The sequence below is a fragment of the Rhizobium chutanense genome, from assembly GCF_002531935.1.
In the GTDB taxonomy this organism is placed as follows: domain Bacteria; phylum Pseudomonadota; class Alphaproteobacteria; order Rhizobiales; family Rhizobiaceae; genus Rhizobium; species Rhizobium chutanense.
In genome coordinates this window covers 127605-143958 of record NZ_NWSV01000009.1, presented here as the reverse complement: position 1 = coordinate 143958, position 16354 = coordinate 127605, and the positions used below count along the sequence as shown (strand labels likewise).

Sequence of the window (16354 nt, the reverse complement as noted above, 5' to 3'; positions counted from 1 at the left end):
TCAGCGTGAAGAGCGAAAGCGCGTCGCGTGACCGAGGTCCGTGCGACGCGCTTTAGCGCAACCTATTGCTCGAAGGGTAGTCGCCTCAGGGATGGCGATCAACAGCCGCCGTTCGGCATGCCTGATTTGTCAACAGTCTCGCGGTGCCAAAGCATGTCGCCCGGAAGGGCCGAGCGCTTCCGGGCGACATGGATGAAACGAAGGTGCTGAAGCGTGCCGCGTGACTCCGATGCGATCCGCTTTACGCGGCTGCCGAAGCGTCGCCTTCCTTCTCCTTGAGCTCGATCTGGCCCGAGTTGGCCAGGCGAATCGCTTCCTGCGCCACGGCGCGCCGCGCAATGGCAATCTCGCGCGGATTGACGCCGCCCATGCCGCTCTGCAGATCCGATTCGATCATGCGGCGCTGACGCGGGCTGATGGCGGAGAGAACAGACTCGCGGATATCGGCCGGCGAGCCGCGCAGCGCGACGGTGAGCACATCCGTCGAGATGTCGTTGAGCAGCAGGACGCGGCTGCGCTGCGGCATGTACATGAGGTCTTCGAACAGGAAGATCTTCGGGCGGACCTTGTTGACCGATTCGCGGCTGATCGATTCGAGCGAAGTGAGCAGCGTATCGACCTGCGGCTTGTCGAGCTCGTTCATGAGATCGGCGACCTTCGTCGAGCCGGCGGCGTTGCGCTCTGCCTCGATCTCGGCAAGCAGCGTCATCACCTGGTTCTCGATGATCTGCGCAGCCTTCGGGCTGACGGTCTTCATATTGACCGTTCGGTTCATGATGTCGGCACGGCGATTGTCGGGAAGCTGCAGCAGCACCTTGGCGCCGAAGTTGGACGGCATCATCGAAAGAATATAGGCAACGGTCTGCGGATGTTCGCGCAGCAGGAACTGGGCCACGAATGTCGGCTCCGCCTCGCTGAGGCGATCCCAGATCGAGGTTTCGTAGGCCTGGAATGCCGTGCGGCGGCCGAGCAGGCTGTCGACTTCGTCGGGCGTCAGGCCTTCTTCCAGAATGGCTTCGATCGCCTTGGCGTTGTCCATCAGGCCGGCGCCCTCGGTGAAGAGGTCTTCGAACTCGCCGACGAGCGAGAGCAGCTCGTCCGGCGGAATGGCGCGCAGCGACTGAGCGGATGCAATAATGGTCTGCAATTCGGCCTGGGTGAAATATTTCAACAGCCGGCCGGCGACTCCCTTTCCCATAGCGAGAAGAACAGCCGCCGCCTTTTCAGCCTGGGTCAACGGTTTCCCGGCTAGCGCGCCGCCGAAATCGTCAAAGTCCATCATGGTCTAACCTCTCCGTCCCACACAGGGATCAGGCTTTTTTCGTACTCAAAACTTCTATCAGTTTCACACCGAATCGGGTGTCGTCGTTATCAAGCACCGTAATTTCACCGCGGGCAATCCTGCGGCCGTTCACCATAATCTCGACCGGTTCGCCGATTTTCTTGTCGAGGGCGATCGTCGCCCCTTCATTGAGGTTCATCAGGCCGGAGACCTGCATGCGGCTGGTGCCGAGCATGATCTGGACGTCGATCGGGATATCCATGATCAGTTCGAAGTTGGAATTCAAGGCGCTGCCGAGCGGAGCCGGAGAAGCCTCGAAGGAGGAACTGCTGCCGAAATCCATGCCCGCCGCCGCGCCGGCATTGCCGCCGCCGAAATCGCCACCGAAATCGCCGCCGCCGAACGGCGTTTCCGAAGCCTCGCCGCCGAAAGCCGCCAGGTCCGTTCCGGTTGCGAAGGGATCGTCCTGCAGGCCGCCGCCAAACTGCGACAGGTCGCCATCGGCATCCTGCTTCAGGACGCCGCGCAGATCGTCGATCGCCTGGTCGAGATCCGCTTCGCTGCCCGGAAGATCCAGGGAGAGGTCGCTGTTCTGCTGTGTTTTCTTCGTTGCCATGAAATCACTATTCCAGTTGAAACTTGCCTCAAACTGCCTTTGCAGCCCAAAAGCCAGAGAACCGATTAATTCATTAAATGACGGATGAGTTCGTCATCCGAGTTCATCGTATCCTTGACGCGGACCATGTAGTTTTCGCCTGAACGCCCGAACTCGCACACATACAATTCCTTGCTGTTGGCACTGACCTCGACGCGCACGTCGCCGCTGTCGTGGAACGGGATGACGTCGCCGACCATCAGCTTCGATATCGTGCGCAGCGTCAGGTCCTGCAGCCTGATCTTGGCCTCGAGCGTGACGTGCGAGCGGCGGACCTGGTCGCCGAGCTGCTCGGTCCATTCGGCCGATTGGCCGGTCTGGCGCTTCGGCTTCGGCGCCGTCACCTTGGTCTTGAGCAGCGCCGTCTGTGGAACGATCAACGAAAATTCCGAAACGATGCCGGCAAGCGTGATCGACATGTTGATAGCGGCGGCGAACTCATCCGGGCGGTCCTCCGGCGGTCGGGCGCGCATCTCAAGGGCGTGCGGGGCCGAAAGGCTCGGTTCGAAACCGCCGGGCGCGTTGACGGCCGAGCGCAGCACCTTGGCGATCTTGTCGAAAACCATCACCGCCAGATCGGTTTCGATGATCGACAGCAGCCGCTCGGCCGGCTCCTCGATCGTATCGGCGGTGGCGCCGAGCAGGTGCTCCATCAGCGTGATGACAAAGCCGTTGCCACAGGCAAGCGTGATATTCTGCGACCAGTTGCGCAGCGTCGCATCGACGAGCGTGACGTTGGCGCTCAGGTCGTCGATCAGGTGGTTTTTATAGCCGATCTCGCAGCCGAGATAGTTGACCGTCACCTCGAGGCCGGTCTCGCTCTTGATCACGTCGGGAAAGAATTCGCTGTAGATTTCCCCGAAGGAGCTGCAGATCTTGGCAACCCTGCCCCTGTCGCCAAGCCCGCCTGTGAGCTTGGCGAGAAGCGCGGGATCCATTGCCGGTTTGTCATGCGAAGCATTGCTCATGGTCATTTAAGCCGCCTTGGTTTCGCCGCCTGGGTTCATCATTTCCTGTTCGACCGCATCGATCGACGGACGCTCGTAAGCCGAGATCGTCTTGCGGCCGTATTCGAGAGCGACCTGCGGCACCGAGCCGTTCATGTAGGCAAGCAGCGTCTGCTTGACGATGACGTAGAGGCGGTGCTGCTTGTTGCGGACGACCTTGATCTGGGAGACCAGCGGCGAGCAGAGGCAGTAGGACAAGAGAATGCCGAGGAAGGTGCCGACGAGCGCCGAGCCGATCAGGTGACCGAGCACCTCGGGAGAGTCGTTGATGTGGGCCATCGCCTTGATGACGCCGAGAACGGCCGCGACGATACCGATCGCCGGGAAGGAGTCGCCCATGATCTGGATGGCGTGGTAGGGTTTCATCTTGTCGTGCATGATGGTGTTGAGTTCTTCGTCCATCAGCGCTTCGATCTCGTGGCTGCGGGCGTTGCCGATGATGATCAGGCGCACGTAGTCGCAGATGAACGCCGTCAGTTCCTTGTTCTTCAGAACGGTCGGAGCCGACTGGAAGATGGTCGATTCTGCGGGATTGTCGATATGGGCTTCGATTTCGTTTCGCGACTTGGTGCGCAGGTCGCGCATCAGCGAATAGAGCACACCGAGCGTATCGAGATAATTGCGTTCCTTGGGAACTGCGTGCTTGAAGGCTTCGCCGAGCGCCTTGCCGGAATCCTTCACCACCTTCATCGGGTTTGCCATGATGAAGCTGCCGAGACCGGCGCCGCCGATGATGACGAATTCGAAGGGCTGGAACAGGGCGTCCACGTGGCCGCCCATCGCCATGAAGCTGCCGATGACACAGCCGCAAACAACTACAAATCCAATAACAATGTTCATCGTCAGCCCAATCTGAACGTTACTTTTCTCTAGGACGGATAGGGTTTCTGCCTTGCGTGAGGCTGATGAAAGGCCGCCGGCAAGGCATTTTCGCGTGCCAGCTTCGCGCAAGCATCTGCCGTCAGTCTAAAGGCGACGAATGGGTGCCCGCGCCCGTTTCTGAGATGCCGCCTCAGCGAAATCCCGGCCGAACCAGACAGACGACGCCCGGCTTTTCGTTCCGTTCATCGCCAATGCTTGGAGCTTACCGACATGCAATCCGGTCTTTATGTTTCTCTGTCGTCGCAGATGGCGCTTGAAAAGCGCCTGACCACCATCGCAGACAACATGGCGAACGTGAACACGACCGGCTTTCGCGCCACCGAGGTGAAGTTCGACGAGATGGTGGCGGCGACCAAGAACAAGCTGAACACAAAGGTCGCCTTCGTTTCCCAGGGCAATGATTATCTGAACGAAAGCAACGGCGAACTGCAGCATACCGGCAACATGCTCGATTTCGCCATCAAGGGCGATGCCTGGTTTGCGCTCGATACGCCGGCCGGCCGGGTTCTGACGCGGGACGGCCGCTTCACGCTCAAGGATACCGGCGAACTCGTCTCGATCCGGGGATATCCGGTTCTCGACGCCGGCGGCGCGCCGATCCAGCTCGACACCAAAGGCGGCGAACCGGCTGTCGGCACCGACGGCATCATCTATCAGAACAGCCGCCAGGTTGCGTCGCTCGGCCTGTTCGAGGCCGATATCAGCAAGGGTTACCTGCGCTACGAAAACAGCGGTATCATGACCACCGAACAACCGCGCGCCGTCGTCGACCGTTTCAATGTCGGCGTCGAGCAGGGTTATCTCGAAAACTCCAATGTCAACGCCATGCGCGAGATCACCCAGCTGATCGAAGTCAACCGCGCCTTCGAAAGCGTCTCGTCGCTGATGCGCGACAGTGAGGATTCGTTCAAGGAAGCCGTCCAGACGCTTGGGGGCAGCCGCTGAGCATGAACACCACGCTCCTGTCCGAGGACGGCCTTTCCCCGAAGCTGGCGCATCTTGCCGATCTCGTCGACCGATACGTATCGCCGGACTTCGCCGTTGCCCATGGCGGTCGCGTGCACACCATCGCCGCCGGTCACTACACGGTTCGCGGCCTCTCCCGCCACGTGCGCCTCGGCGAGTTCGTCGCCCATAAATCGGCAACCGGCATCCATCTCGGCGAGGTCGTTCGCGTCGAGCCGGACCTGATCTATGTCTGCCCGATCGAACCTGGCGAGCCGATCGGCATTCACGATACGGTCATCCGCAAAGGCGCCTTCCGCATCTCACCGGCAGACAGCTGGTGTGGGCGCACCGTCAACTCGCTCTGCGAGCCGATCGACGGGCTGGGGCCGATCGCCGAGGGTCTCGACCGCCGTTCGATCTCCAATACCGCGCCGCCCTCGATGACCCGCAAACGCGTTGCGACCGGCTTCAAGACCGGCGTGCGCGCGATCGACATCTTCTCGCCGCTCTGCCTTGGGCAGCGTCTCGGCATCTTCGCCGGCTCCGGCGTCGGCAAGTCGACGCTCTTGTCCATGCTCGCCCGCGCCGATGCCTTCGACAAGGTCGTTATTGCGCTTGTCGGCGAACGCGGCCGCGAGGTGCGCGAATTCATCGAGGATACGCTCGGCAGCAATATGAAGAAGGCGATCGCCGTCGTCGCAACCAGCGACGAGAGCCCGATGCTGCGCAAGATGGCGCCGCTGACGGCGGTCACCATCGCCGAACATTTCCGCGACAAGGGCGAAAACGTTCTCTTCATCGTCGACAGCGTCACGCGTTTCGCCCATGCGATCCGCGAGGTGGCGACCGCCTCCGGCGAGCCGCCGATCGCGCGTGGCTATCCCGCCTCCGTCTTCACCGAGCTGCCGCGCCTGCTGGAGCGCGCCGGCCCCGGCCCCGAGGGCACCGGCACGATCACGGCGATCATCTCGATCCTCGTCGACGGCGACAATCACAACGACCCGATCGCCGATTCGACGCGCGGCATCCTCGACGGTCATATCGTCCTGCAGCGCAGCCTCGCCGAAGAAGGGCGTTATCCGCCGATCGATCCGCTTGCCTCGATCTCGCGTCTTGCCCGCAAGGCGTGGACGCCGGATCAGGAAAAGCTGGTGTCGCGGCTGAAGGTGCTGATCCACCGCTTCGAGGAAACGCGTGACCTGCGCCTGATCGGCGGTTACCGCCAGGGCGCCGATCCCGATCTCGACATGGCGGTCAAGCAGGTGCCCATCATTTACGACGTCCTGAAACAGTCTCCGGGCGATCGCGACTCGCCCGATGCCTTTGCCGATCTCGCCGGCGCGCTCAAAGCTGCAGCCGGCATGGGCAATCAGGCCGCCGCCATCCAGAGGAGATAGACGTGGCTGAATTTGACGACGAACGCATCGCTTCCCTGAACCAGCACAGGAAGACCGTCATGCTGGATCGGTTTCTGACCTTTACCGGCCTGGCGCTTGCCGGGGCTTCCGCCTTCTTCCCCTGGTACGTCTTCTTCAACGCTGACAAGTTCGGCATGAATGTCGCCGCCAGCAGCAATTCGCGCGAACTGCCGAACTGGCCGGCGCGCAACGTCTTCAGCGTTTCGCCGCTTGCCATGGTCAACAAGAATGAGGCGGACAAGAAGCCGCCGGCAGTCGACCCGCTGACGACGGCGACGGTCTCCGATCTCGGCAAGGAACGCCAGGGCCGCGCCATATTGGAAGATCAGCCTTTCCCCGGCACATCGTCCTTCCGGCTGCTGCACGTCTCAAACGGCCGGGCGCTGATCGAGGATCCCTCCGGCATGTATGTGGTGCGCGTCGGCTCGATCCTGCCCGACCAGAGCCGCCTTGCGACAATCGAACAGCGCCAGGGCAAATGGGTGATCGTCACCTCCAAGGGAGAGACCTACCAGAACAACTGAACCTTACGGCAAAGGCTGAAGGCAAGAGGGCTCCGCCGTAAACCGGCCGGAGCCCGGTTCATTTGTAGCGGAAGCTTTCGCCGAAAAGCGTCTCGAAGCCGGAATTCCCGTAAGTCCCACGCAAGATTACCACACTAGGTTCGGGGCAGTAAAAACGGAGAGTTCTCATGCAACCGATCCAACTTTTCGACTTGGCTTCGCGACAGGCGGAATGGCTGACGATCCGTCAGCAGGTTGTTGCCGGCAACATCGCGAATGCCAATACCCCGAAATTCCACGCCAAGGACGTCACGCCCTTCGATGCGGTGCTCGATAAGTCCGACATCACCATGGCGCGCACCAATCCGGCCCATCTCAGCGGCAACGATTTCAGTGCCAGCGGCGATATCGACGTCAAGGACGCCGCACTCGACCAGGAAATCGGCGTTCAGGAATCCGGCAATACGGTCGGTTTGGCCGAGGAGCTCTCCAAATCGGGCGATATCAAGCGCCAGTACGATCTGAACACCTCGCTGGTCAGTTCCTTCAACCGCATGATGTTGATGACCGTCAGGAAGTAAAACTCATGGATCCGCTTTCAGCAGCAATGAAAATCGCCGGTTCCGGCCTCGAGGCGCAGTCGACGCGCCTGCGCATCGTTTCGGAAAACATTGCCAACGCCCGCTCGACCGGCGACACGCCGGGAGCCGACCCCTATCGCCGCAAGACGATCACCTTCGGCCAGCAGATGGATCGCGTGAGCGGCGTCGAGACGGTCAACGTCAAGAAGGTCGGCGAAGACGAAGGCGATTTCAGCACGGAATTTGATCCCAGCAATCCGGCGGCGGATCAGAAGGGCGTCGTCAAGCTGCCGAACGTCAACATCCTGGTCGAGATGGCCGACATGCGCGAAGCCAACCGTTCCTATGACGCCAATCTGCAGACCATCAAGCAGACCCGCGATCTCATCTCCTCCACGATCGACCTCCTGAAGAGCCAATAATAATGATCAGCAGCGTCCAGAATGTCAGCAACCTTTCGATGACCCGTGCGCTCGGCGCCGTCGACACCGAAAATTCCGCCTCGTCGTCCGCCGCCACCACCATGCCGGGCACCGCAGGTGCAGCCAACGGCATGAGCTTCGCCTCCGTCATGGGCAACATGGCGAGCGACGCGGTCACCAGCCTGAAGGGTGCGGAAAGCATGTCCTTTGCCGGCATCAAGGGCACGGCGACGACGCGAGAAGTCGTCGATTCCATGCTCCAGGCCGAGCAGACGCTGCAGACCGCGATCGCCATCCGCGACAAGGTCGTCTCGGCCTTTCTCGAAGTCACCAAGATGCAGATGTAACTGATTTGAGGACGAACACATGAGAGCGCTCGCCATCGCAGCAACGGGCATGGATGCCCAGCAGACCAATCTGGAAGTCATCGCCAACAACATCGCCAACATCAATACGACGGGTTTCAAGCGCGCCCGCGCCGAATTCTCCGATCTTCTCTACCAGACCGAACGGGCCAAGGGCGTCGCCAACCGCGCCAACCAGGCCGTGGTTCCGGAAGGCGCCAATATCGGCCTCGGCGTCCAGACCTCGGCGGTCCGCAACCTGCATCTCCAGGGCGAATTGACCCAGACCGGCAACGACCTCGACGTGGCGCTGATCGGCAAGGGCTTCTTCCAGATCCAGTCGACCGACGGTACGACGCTCTATACCCGCGCCGGCGCCTTCAACAAGAACGACCAGGGCCAGCTCGTCACCGTCGATGGCTACGAGGTCCTTCCCGGCATCACCATTCCGACGGGCTCGACCGAGCTGACGATCAGCCGCTCCGGCGAGGTTTCGGCCAAGCTGCCGGGCGCGACGAGCGCGACCACGCTTGGCCAGCTGACGCTTGCCGACTTCGTCAACGAGGCAGGCCTCCAGCCGATCGGCGACAATCTCTTCCAGGAAACGGCGGCTTCCGGCGATGCCGTCGTCGGCAATCCCGACGAGGAAGGCTTCGCCTACATGAAGCAGGGTTACCTGGAATCGTCGAACGTCGACCCGGTGAAGGAAATTACCGAGCTGATCTCGGCCCAGCGCGCTTACGAAATGAATTCCAAGGTGATCACCACGGCTGACGAAATGGCCTCCATCGTCAGCAAGAACCTGAAGTAAAGGGAAGGGCCGAAACATGATGTTTTGCCGGGCAGGACACATCTCAGGATGGGTGGCGGCAGCCACGATCGCAGTTGCGGGCATGTTTTTGCCCGCGAAGGTGGATGCCGGCATGGGTTATGCCGTCGTCCCGACGACGATCATCTACCCCGGCGACACATTGTCGGCCAGCCAGCTTCAGGAGGTCGAGATCACCAATCCCAACCTCGCCGGCGATTTTGCCAAATCCATTTCCCAGGTCGAAGGCCTGGTCTCCAAGCGCACGCTGCTGCCCGGCCGGACCATTTCGGTTTCGGGGCTGCGTGAAGCCTATACGGTGACCCGCGGCTCTTCGATCCGCCTGGTCTTTTCGCTCGGCGCGATGACGATCTCGGCTGCCGGCACGCCGCTCGAAGACGGCGCGACGGGGCAGCTCATCCGCGCACGCAATATGGATTCCGGTGTCATCGTCAGCGGCACGGTGCTTGCTGACGGCACGATCCATGTGAGGGCAAAATGAAATTGTTCTTCCGCTTTTTAACCCTTGTCGCGGTTCTCGCCATGAGTTTGGCGGACGTCGCGCCCGCTTGGGCGCTGACATCGCGTATCAAGGACATCGCCTCGCTTCAGGCCGGCCGCGACAACCAGTTGATCGGCTACGGCCTGATCGTCGGCCTGCAGGGAACCGGCGACGGCTTCCGGTCGTCCCCCTTCACCGAGCAGTCGATGCGGGCGATGCTGCAGAACCTCGGCATCTCGACGCAGGGCAGCCAGTCCAACGCCAAAAACACGGCGGCGGTGATGGTCACTGCCAACCTGCCGCCCTTCGCAAGCCCCGGCAGCCGCATCGACGTCACGGTGAGCTCGCTCGGCGACGCAACGTCGCTGCGCGGCGGCACGCTTGTCATGACCTCGCTTTCCGGCGCCGACGGCCAGATCTATGCCGTCGCGCAAGGGGCGGCCATCGTGACCGGTTTTCAGGCCCAGGGCCAGGCGGCGACGGTGACCGAAGGTGTCACCACTGCCGGCCGGGTTCCGGGCGGCGCCATCATTGAACGCGAGCTGCCGTCCCGCTTCAAGGATTCGGTCAATCTCGTCCTGCAGCTGCGCAACCCCGACTTCTCGACGGCAATCCGTATCGCCGACATCGTCAACGGTTATGCCTCGGCGCGTTTCGGCGGCCCGGTCGCCGAAGCCAAGGATTCGCAGGAAGTGGTGATCCAGAAGCCACGCACCGCCGATCTCACCCGACTGATGGCCGACATCGAAAATCTCATCGTCGAGACCGATACGCCCGCCAAGGTCGTGATCAACGAGCGCACCGGAACGATCGTCATCGGCTCGGATGTCCGCGTCTCGCCGGTTGCCGTCAGCTACGGCACCCTGACGGTTCAGGTCACCGAGACGCCGCAGATCATCCAGCCCGAACCCTTCTCGCGCGGCCGCACCGCGGTCCAGCCGCAGACCGATATCGCTGCCGAGCAGACAGGTGGGCGTGTCGCCATCATCGACGGTCCCGACCTCAGGACCCTCGTCGCCGGCCTCAACAATATCGGCGTGAAACCGGATGGCATCATCGCCATTCTCCAGGGCATCAAGTCGGCGGGCGCCCTGCAGGCGGAGCTCGTGCTGCAATGAAGACGATCCTCAATCCCGACATGACGGTTGTGCAACTGCTGCGCCGGCTGGCGTTGCCGGCGGCAGCCCTCGTGCTCCTGTCGATCCCGGGCGCCTTCGCGCAGGAGCATGCGCCGGCGGGCGACATCACCTCGCAGGACGAGATCAAACAGTTCTGCACCAATATCGCCGACCCCGCCCGCGACCAGCGTTACCTCCTGCAGAAGCAGGAACTTGAAAAGCTTCGCGCCGACATCGACGCCCGCGTGGCCGAGATGGACAAGCGTAAGGCCGAATATCAGGATTGGCTGAAACGGCGCGACGATTTCCTGAAGCAGGCTGAAGCCGGCCTCACCGAAATCTACAAGAAGATGAAGCCGGATGCCGCGGCGCTCCAGCTGCAGGATATGAACATCGAGGTGGCCTCAGCCGTGATCATGCGGCTCAGCCCGCGCCAGTCGAGCCTCATCCTCAACGAGATGGACGCGAAAAAGGCCGCGGCCATCGCCAGTATCATCGCCAGTGCGTCCGATCCCAATACGTCGAAGGATCCTTCATGAATATGCGTTTCCCGGCCGCGATCGCCGCCCTCGCACTCCTTGCAGGCTGCCAGTCTCCGACCGCGGTCAGCGAGATCGGCCGTGCGCCCGCCATGAGCCCGATCGGCAGCGGGCTTGCCTACGGCCAGACACCGCAGATGGCGCTCTATCCGAAGCAGCCGCGCGCCGTCGCCCAGGGTTATTCGCTGTGGAGTGATTCGCAGGCCGCCCTCTTCAAGGATGCGCGCGCGCTCAACGTCGGCGACATCCTGACCGTCGACATCCAGATCAACGACAAGGCCTCCTTCGACAACGAGACCAACCGCAGTCGCACGAATTCGAGCGGCATGAACTGGGACGTCAACGCCCAGATCTTCGGTTGGACGCCCGAGTCCAAGACCGACCTGACCTATGGCTCCGACACCAGCACCGACGGCAAGGGCAAGATCGAGCGCACCGACAAGATCACCCTTCTGGTCGCCGCCGTCGTCACCGGCATTCTCGAAAACGGCAACCTCGTCATCTCGGGCTCGCAGGAAGTCCGCCTGAACCAGGAGCTACGCATTCTGAATGTCGCCGGCATCGTTCGTCCGCAGGACGTCAATTCCGACAACCAGATCTCCTACGACAAGATCGCCGAAGCCCGCATCTCCTACGGCGGCCGCGGCCGCCTGATGGAAGTGCAGCAGCCTCCGCGCGGCCAGCAGGCCGTCGATCTTTTCTCGCCGCTTTGAGGCTGAACGACGATGGCAGACGAAGACACAAGCGCAGGCCAACCAAAGAAGAAATCCGGCCCGCTGATGACGATCATCGGCATCGCCGTCCTGACGCTCCTCGGCGCCGGCGGCGGCTGGGCGGTCGGCACGATCGTCGCGCCCAACATCAAGGGCGCCAAGGAGGCCGAGCAGGCCAAGGACGCCGAGGCAAAGAAAAAGGCCGAGGAAGGCCTAGCCCGCATCTCGACCGAGGCCAACAACATCGTCCAGCTCGAGCCGATCACCTCGAACCTCGCCTATCCCTCGGAAAACTGGGTGCGACTCGAGGTCGCGCTGCTGTTCAACGGGCCGCCTGACGTGAAGGTTTCCGAGGATATTCATCAGGATATCCTCGCCTATATCAGGACCGTTTCCCTGCAGCAGATCGAGGGGCCGCGGGGCTTTCAATATCTCAAGGATGACATACAGGAACGTGTTGACCTTCGCTCGCAAGGGCGGGTATCGAAGGTCATGTTCAGGACATTTGTCATCGAATGATTCGTCTCATAGTTTTCCTTGCCGCCATGATGGTGGTGCCGGAACTGGCGGTGGCACAGCAGCTGCCGACTGACTTGTTGAACGTGCCGGTCGATGGCTCCGTCGCCGCCTGGATCATCCGCACATTCGGCCTGCTGACCGTTCTTTCGGTCGCGCCGGGCATCCTGATCATGGTGACGAGCTTCCCGCGCTTCATCATCGCCTTCTCGATCCTGCGCTCGGGCATGGGCCTCTCCTCGACGCCTTCCAACATGATCCTGCTGTCGCTGTCGCTGTTCATGACCTTCTACGTCATGTCGCCGACCTTCGATCAGGCCTGGCAGAACGGCGTGCAGCCGCTGCTTGCCAACCAGATCAACGAGACCGAGTCGGTCCAGCGTATCGCCGAACCCTTCCGCACCTTCATGGCGGCCAACACGCGCGACAAGGATCTGGCGCTCTTTGTCGATCTGGCGCGCGAACGCGGCCAGAACATCCAGACGACCGATCCGATCGACTACCGCGTGCTGATCCCGGCCTTCATGATTTCCGAGATTCGCCGCGGTTTCGAGATCGGCTTTCTCGTCGTGCTGCCGTTCCTCGTCATCGACCTGATCGTCGCCACCATCACCATGGCGATGGGCATGATGATGCTGCCGCCGACATCGATCTCGCTGCCCTTCAAAATTCTCTTCTTCGTGCTGATCGACGGCTGGAACCTGCTCGTCGGCAGCCTGGTGCGCTCGTTCCACTGACCGGCTGCGGCCTTTGCTTTGGCCGCGAGGAACTTCGGTTCCTCGACAGAGCGGTTCCTGCTATGCGCGGCTCGCGAAATCCATCAGCAATGCCAGGCCTTCGGGCCAGTCGCCCAGATCGCTTTGGCCATTGATGTGACCGGCCGCGCCGATGATTTTCAACTCGCTGCCCCATTGCTTTGCCCGCGTTTCGGCATAGGGCAGCGAACCATAGGGATCGTTGGTGCTTGCGACGATCAGCGATCGAAAGCCGAACTGCGTTTGCGGTACATCTGCAAAGCCTGCAGCGTCCGCAGGAAAGCGCGAAGACAGAGGGTCTGGCACGGCGGCGAGGAACGCTCCCCTGATCGGCGAAGGCGCGCGCTGGTGCCAATGTGCCACAAGCAGGCAGGCAAGACTATGCGCCACGAGAACAGGTGGTGTTTTGGCTCTGTTCACCGCTTGGTCCAAGGCTTCGATCCAGTCGGAAAGATCCGGCTGATCCCAGCTCGTCGGCGCAAAACGGCGAATAGCTGGATTGGCATCCTCCCAACGGCTCTGCCAGTGCGTGTTTCCGGAATTGCCGATGCCCGGCAGATGAATGAATTCGGTCATATCTCGCCCCGTCTTTGCTACGGCGGAAGTATGGCGGTTTACACCTGCGAACCAAATTGGCATCTATCGGAAAAGTACGGGCTCATCCGATAGATTGAAGGTTGATGGCAAAGCGCACCGATACCACACCGGATCTCGATCCGACCGACATCGCCATCATCGAAGTCTTGCAGGATGATGGACGAATCAGCGTCTCCGAGCTCGGAAGGAAGGTCGGCCTTTCCCAGCCGGCCACGTCGGAGCGTCTCAAACGGCTTGAAGAACGCGGTATCATCGAGGCATACAGAGCCGTCATCGACCCCGCCGCCGTCGGGCTTGGCATGATGGCCGTTATTCGCCTGCGCACCACGCACGAGCATATCAAGACATGCCTGAAGCAATTTTCCGACATGCCTGAGATCATCGAGGTTCTAAGGCTGACAGGAGAGGATTGTTTTCACCTGAAAGTCATTGTTCCCACGCCGGCCGACCTTGAAAGCATCGTCGATGCCGTTGCGCGTTATGGCTCGGTCACGACGGCCATCGTTCTGCGCCGAGAGCCGCCTAAACGTATCGGGCGTGAACTGATCGCAAAGAGGTAAATACCCGCTGAGGCGAACAGGATCGCCTCAGCGGGTATTCCATCTCGGAAAGCCTCACTCGGCCGCAAACGGCGCCGTGCGTGGCGGCAGCGCCGCAATGTCCATGTGGTCGGGTGCGAGACCCTGCTTGGCGCGCTCGGCCATGATTTCATAGGCCCGCTCCAAATGATCGCAGAAGCGTTCGGCATCGAAGAGCGGCGCGATATAGCGCTTCTCCTTGAGGTGTGCCTTGTATTCGGCGATCCGCCCGGGATTTTCGGCCAGCTCGACGGCAAGGTCCTCGTAGGCCTGCAGGTCGTCTGCCACGAGCTCAGGCAGATCGATGGCTCTCAGCAGGCTCTCGCTGACGCGCGAGGCGAAGTTGGTGCCTTTGACGGTTAGCACCGGCAGGCCGCCCCAAAGCTGCTCCGAGGTGGTCGTATGGCCGTTGACCGGGAAGGTATCGATGCCGATATCCGCCGCCTGCTGGCGGTCGATGTGGTCTTCATAGTGAGCGCGCGGGCAGAAGATGATCCGCTTCGGCGAAATGCCCGCCGCCTGGAATTGCTTCGAGAGGTTTGCCTGGTTGCGCGGTGTGTTCGCCATCAGCCAAAGCACGCTGTTCGACGCGCGCTTGAGAATACGGCACCAGCTATGGACGACCTCAGGCGTAATCTTGCGGTTGCCGTTGAAGGACGCGAAGATGAAGGCGTCTTCCGGCAGACCGAGCTGCTCGCGGGTGACAGCGCGCGGCTTCGGACGGTGCATCGGGTCGTTCGGCTGATAGCTTTCCGGCAGCCGGCAGAATTTCTCATGGTAGAAGGGCTTGGCCACCTCGGGCAATACCGAATGGTCGCCGATGACGTAGTCGAGGTCGATATTGACGGTGCTGCCGGGAAAACCGAGCCAGCCGACATGCACCGGCGCCAGCGGCAGGTTGAAGGCTGTCGCGCGGCTGCCGGAGGTATGGCCCTTCAGGTCGACCATGATGTCGATATTATGCTCGCGCACGACCGCCAGCACCGCTTGGTCGGAGTAGCCGTGAATGTCGACGATCCGGCCCCAGCGGCTGCGGTCGGTCTCGTTGTGCTTCAGGTGTTCCGGACCCGTATGGCAGAAGAGCGTCACCTCGAACCGGTCTTTGTCGTGCAGTTCCAGGATGCGCTGAAGGAGCTTCATTGTCGCGTGGCGATCCCAGAAGTCCGATGACATGTAGCCGATCCGGATCTTGTTCGACCAGCTGTGCGGCTGGTTGCGGCGGAAGGCCACCCGTTCCGGATTAAGGGGGGTGGTGCCGATCGTTGCATAGCGGTTGTGGTCTTCGTTGCCGCACCAGTGCAGATGATAGAACGGGTTATCCTTGCGCAGGATCTCGAGATCGCCCTTTGCAAGTGCAGCGTCGATCACCGCCTGATGCTTGCTGGCCTCTTCGAACTCATTGAATTCGCGGGCGAAAACGAGATGCAGAAAGCGGAATGCGTGATTGCCGGGAAACCGCTTGAAGAGGTTGCGCGAGAGGCTCTGGTTGGTTGCGTCGTTCAGATCGTCGCTGAGCAGCAGGGCGGCGAGGCGCATATGATCGGGATTGGCACTCTGTGACAGCACCGTCTTGAACGGGCGAATGATATCCCGCTGCTGGCGCTTCAGATAGATCGCGGTGATGATGAAGGCGAGTTCCGGGTCTTCCTGTGCCTTGGCGAGGTTTCGCATGGCGATCAGCAGCGCATCGTCCTCGTTGCCGGTCTCGTAATGCAGCTTGGCAGCCTGTTTCTGGTATTCGTAGGCATTCGGTCCTTCGCAATTGCCGGCCAGACCATAGGCTTTCGCAGCATCGGCCTTGAAGCCGAGCTGCACGAGGTTTTTGGCCAGCAGCGCGTAGGTCTTGGCGTCCTGCTGGATATCCATGAGCTGGTTGAGCGTCGCCAAGGACTGTGTGTAGCGGCCCGCCTGGTAGTCTCTGGATGCCGCAGAGAACGAAACTTTGCTGTTCAAAACCCAACTCCGTAAAGGAAATCTTCTGGCATGGCTGTCGATCGCCGGGCGGGCAGGAGCCGTCCTCCACCGAAAACAGGTGGATCGATCCGATGATGCTCTCCCGGCGGCTGCCACATTGACATGCGAAGCTTGCTTGAAACCGGTGCGTCGCATGGAGACGCTTTCTTTTCGGACAGAAAACGGTTTCTTTCCCCGTATGTTAGCATGCGGAGGAATAGATTCAGCCGGCA

20 protein-coding genes are annotated in these 16354 nt (G+C 61.3%); 14 read left to right on the top strand and 6 right to left on the bottom strand.

Annotated features, from left to right (window positions below):
* Positions 1–241 precede the first annotated feature (241 nt).
* The 4 genes from fliG to motA form a co-directional block, all read right to left on the bottom strand.
* On the bottom strand, positions 242–1282 hold the full coding sequence (gene fliG, locus CO666_RS16575; protein ID WP_097613176.1) for a flagellar motor switch protein FliG: 1041 nt from the start codon (positions 1280–1282) through the stop codon (positions 242–244).
* A gap of 28 nt (positions 1283–1310) precedes the next feature.
* Complete coding sequence (gene fliN, locus CO666_RS16570; protein ID WP_097613175.1) at positions 1311–1898, bottom strand: flagellar motor switch protein FliN; 588 nt, start codon at positions 1896–1898, stop codon at positions 1311–1313.
* Between the two features lie 65 nt (positions 1899–1963).
* Positions 1964–2911: a FliM/FliN family flagellar motor switch protein gene (locus tag CO666_RS16565; RefSeq protein WP_097613174.1), complete on the bottom strand. Its 948-nt coding sequence runs from the start codon at positions 2909–2911 to the stop codon at positions 1964–1966.
* Positions 2912–3784: a flagellar motor stator protein MotA gene (gene motA, locus CO666_RS16560; protein ID WP_097613173.1), complete on the bottom strand. Its 873-nt coding sequence runs from the start codon at positions 3782–3784 to the stop codon at positions 2912–2914.
* 252 nt (positions 3785–4036) lie between these two features.
* Between motA and flgF the strand changes: the two genes are divergently transcribed.
* The 13 genes from flgF to fliP all read left to right on the top strand — a co-directional run bounded on the left by flgF (position 4037) and on the right by fliP (position 12975).
* A complete protein-coding gene (flgF, locus tag CO666_RS16555) occupies positions 4037–4771 on the top strand; it encodes a flagellar basal-body rod protein FlgF (protein WP_097613172.1) in 735 nt (244 codons plus the stop codon).
* Between the two features lie 2 nt (positions 4772–4773).
* Complete coding sequence (gene fliI, locus CO666_RS16550; protein WP_097613171.1) at positions 4774–6171, top strand: flagellar protein export ATPase FliI; 1398 nt, start codon at positions 4774–4776, stop codon at positions 6169–6171.
* 2 nt (positions 6172–6173) lie between these two features.
* A complete protein-coding gene (locus CO666_RS16545) occupies positions 6174–6716 on the top strand; it encodes a flagellar protein (RefSeq protein WP_085736179.1) in 543 nt (180 codons plus the stop codon).
* Positions 6717–6883: 167 nt separating this feature from the next.
* A complete protein-coding gene (gene flgB, locus CO666_RS16540; RefSeq protein WP_085736181.1) occupies positions 6884–7276 on the top strand; it encodes a flagellar basal body rod protein FlgB in 393 nt (130 codons plus the stop codon).
* A 5-nt stretch (positions 7277–7281) separates the two neighbouring features.
* Positions 7282–7698 carry a flagellar basal body rod protein FlgC gene (flgC, locus tag CO666_RS16535; RefSeq protein ID WP_085736183.1) on the top strand — a complete coding sequence of 139 codons (417 nt, stop codon included), beginning with the start codon at positions 7282–7284 and terminating at the stop codon, positions 7696–7698.
* Positions 7699–7700: 2 nt separating this feature from the next.
* The gene (fliE, locus tag CO666_RS16530; RefSeq protein ID WP_097613170.1) at positions 7701–8045 is read left to right on the top strand and encodes a flagellar hook-basal body complex protein FliE; all 345 of its coding nucleotides are present in this window, start codon (positions 7701–7703) and stop codon (positions 8043–8045) included.
* 19 nt (positions 8046–8064) lie between these two features.
* Positions 8065–8853, top strand: coding sequence for a flagellar basal-body rod protein FlgG (flgG, locus tag CO666_RS16525; protein ID WP_085736187.1), 789 nt, complete (start codon positions 8065–8067; stop codon positions 8851–8853).
* A gap of 16 nt (positions 8854–8869) precedes the next feature.
* Complete coding sequence (gene flgA, locus CO666_RS16520; protein WP_097613169.1) at positions 8870–9352, top strand: flagellar basal body P-ring formation chaperone FlgA; 483 nt, start codon at positions 8870–8872, stop codon at positions 9350–9352.
* The gene (locus CO666_RS16515; protein ID WP_097613168.1) at positions 9349–10470 is read left to right on the top strand and encodes a flagellar basal body P-ring protein FlgI; all 1122 of its coding nucleotides are present in this window, start codon (positions 9349–9351) and stop codon (positions 10468–10470) included. Before flgA ends, CO666_RS16515 begins: the two co-directional genes overlap by 4 nt.
* Entirely contained in the window at positions 10467–11009 is a 543-nt protein-coding gene (locus CO666_RS16510) for a MotE family protein (RefSeq protein WP_097613167.1), read from the top strand. Before CO666_RS16515 ends, CO666_RS16510 begins: the two co-directional genes overlap by 4 nt.
* Positions 11006–11722 (top strand): flagellar basal body L-ring protein FlgH, encoded by a 717-nt coding sequence (gene flgH / locus CO666_RS16505; RefSeq protein WP_028755544.1) that lies wholly within the window; start codon positions 11006–11008, stop codon positions 11720–11722. The genes CO666_RS16510 and flgH overlap by 4 nt, the downstream gene beginning before the upstream one ends.
* Positions 11723–11734: 12 nt before the next feature.
* Positions 11735–12241, top strand: a complete 507-nt coding sequence (locus tag CO666_RS16500) for a flagellar basal body-associated FliL family protein (RefSeq protein WP_085736197.1) — start codon at positions 11735–11737, stop codon at positions 12239–12241.
* Positions 12238–12975: a flagellar type III secretion system pore protein FliP gene (fliP, locus tag CO666_RS16495; RefSeq protein ID WP_097613166.1), complete on the top strand. Its 738-nt coding sequence runs from the start codon at positions 12238–12240 to the stop codon at positions 12973–12975. The genes CO666_RS16500 and fliP overlap by 4 nt, the downstream gene beginning before the upstream one ends.
* Positions 12976–13035: 60 nt before the next feature.
* Here the strand turns inward: fliP and CO666_RS16490 are convergent, their stop codons facing one another.
* A complete protein-coding gene (locus CO666_RS16490; protein WP_097613165.1) occupies positions 13036–13569 on the bottom strand; it encodes an RBBP9/YdeN family alpha/beta hydrolase in 534 nt (177 codons plus the stop codon).
* Positions 13570–13673: 104 nt separating this feature from the next.
* Here CO666_RS16490 and CO666_RS16485 point away from each other — a divergent pair, with 104 nt between their 5' ends.
* On the top strand, positions 13674–14150 hold the full coding sequence (locus tag CO666_RS16485) for an Lrp/AsnC family transcriptional regulator (RefSeq protein WP_097613164.1): 477 nt from the start codon (positions 13674–13676) through the stop codon (positions 14148–14150).
* Between the two features lie 54 nt (positions 14151–14204).
* On the opposite strand, the gene CO666_RS16480 is transcribed toward CO666_RS16485, so the two are convergent.
* On the bottom strand, positions 14205–16121 hold the full coding sequence (locus CO666_RS16480; RefSeq protein WP_097613163.1) for an O-linked N-acetylglucosamine transferase, SPINDLY family protein: 1917 nt from the start codon (positions 16119–16121) through the stop codon (positions 14205–14207).
* Positions 16122–16354 lie beyond the last annotated feature (233 nt).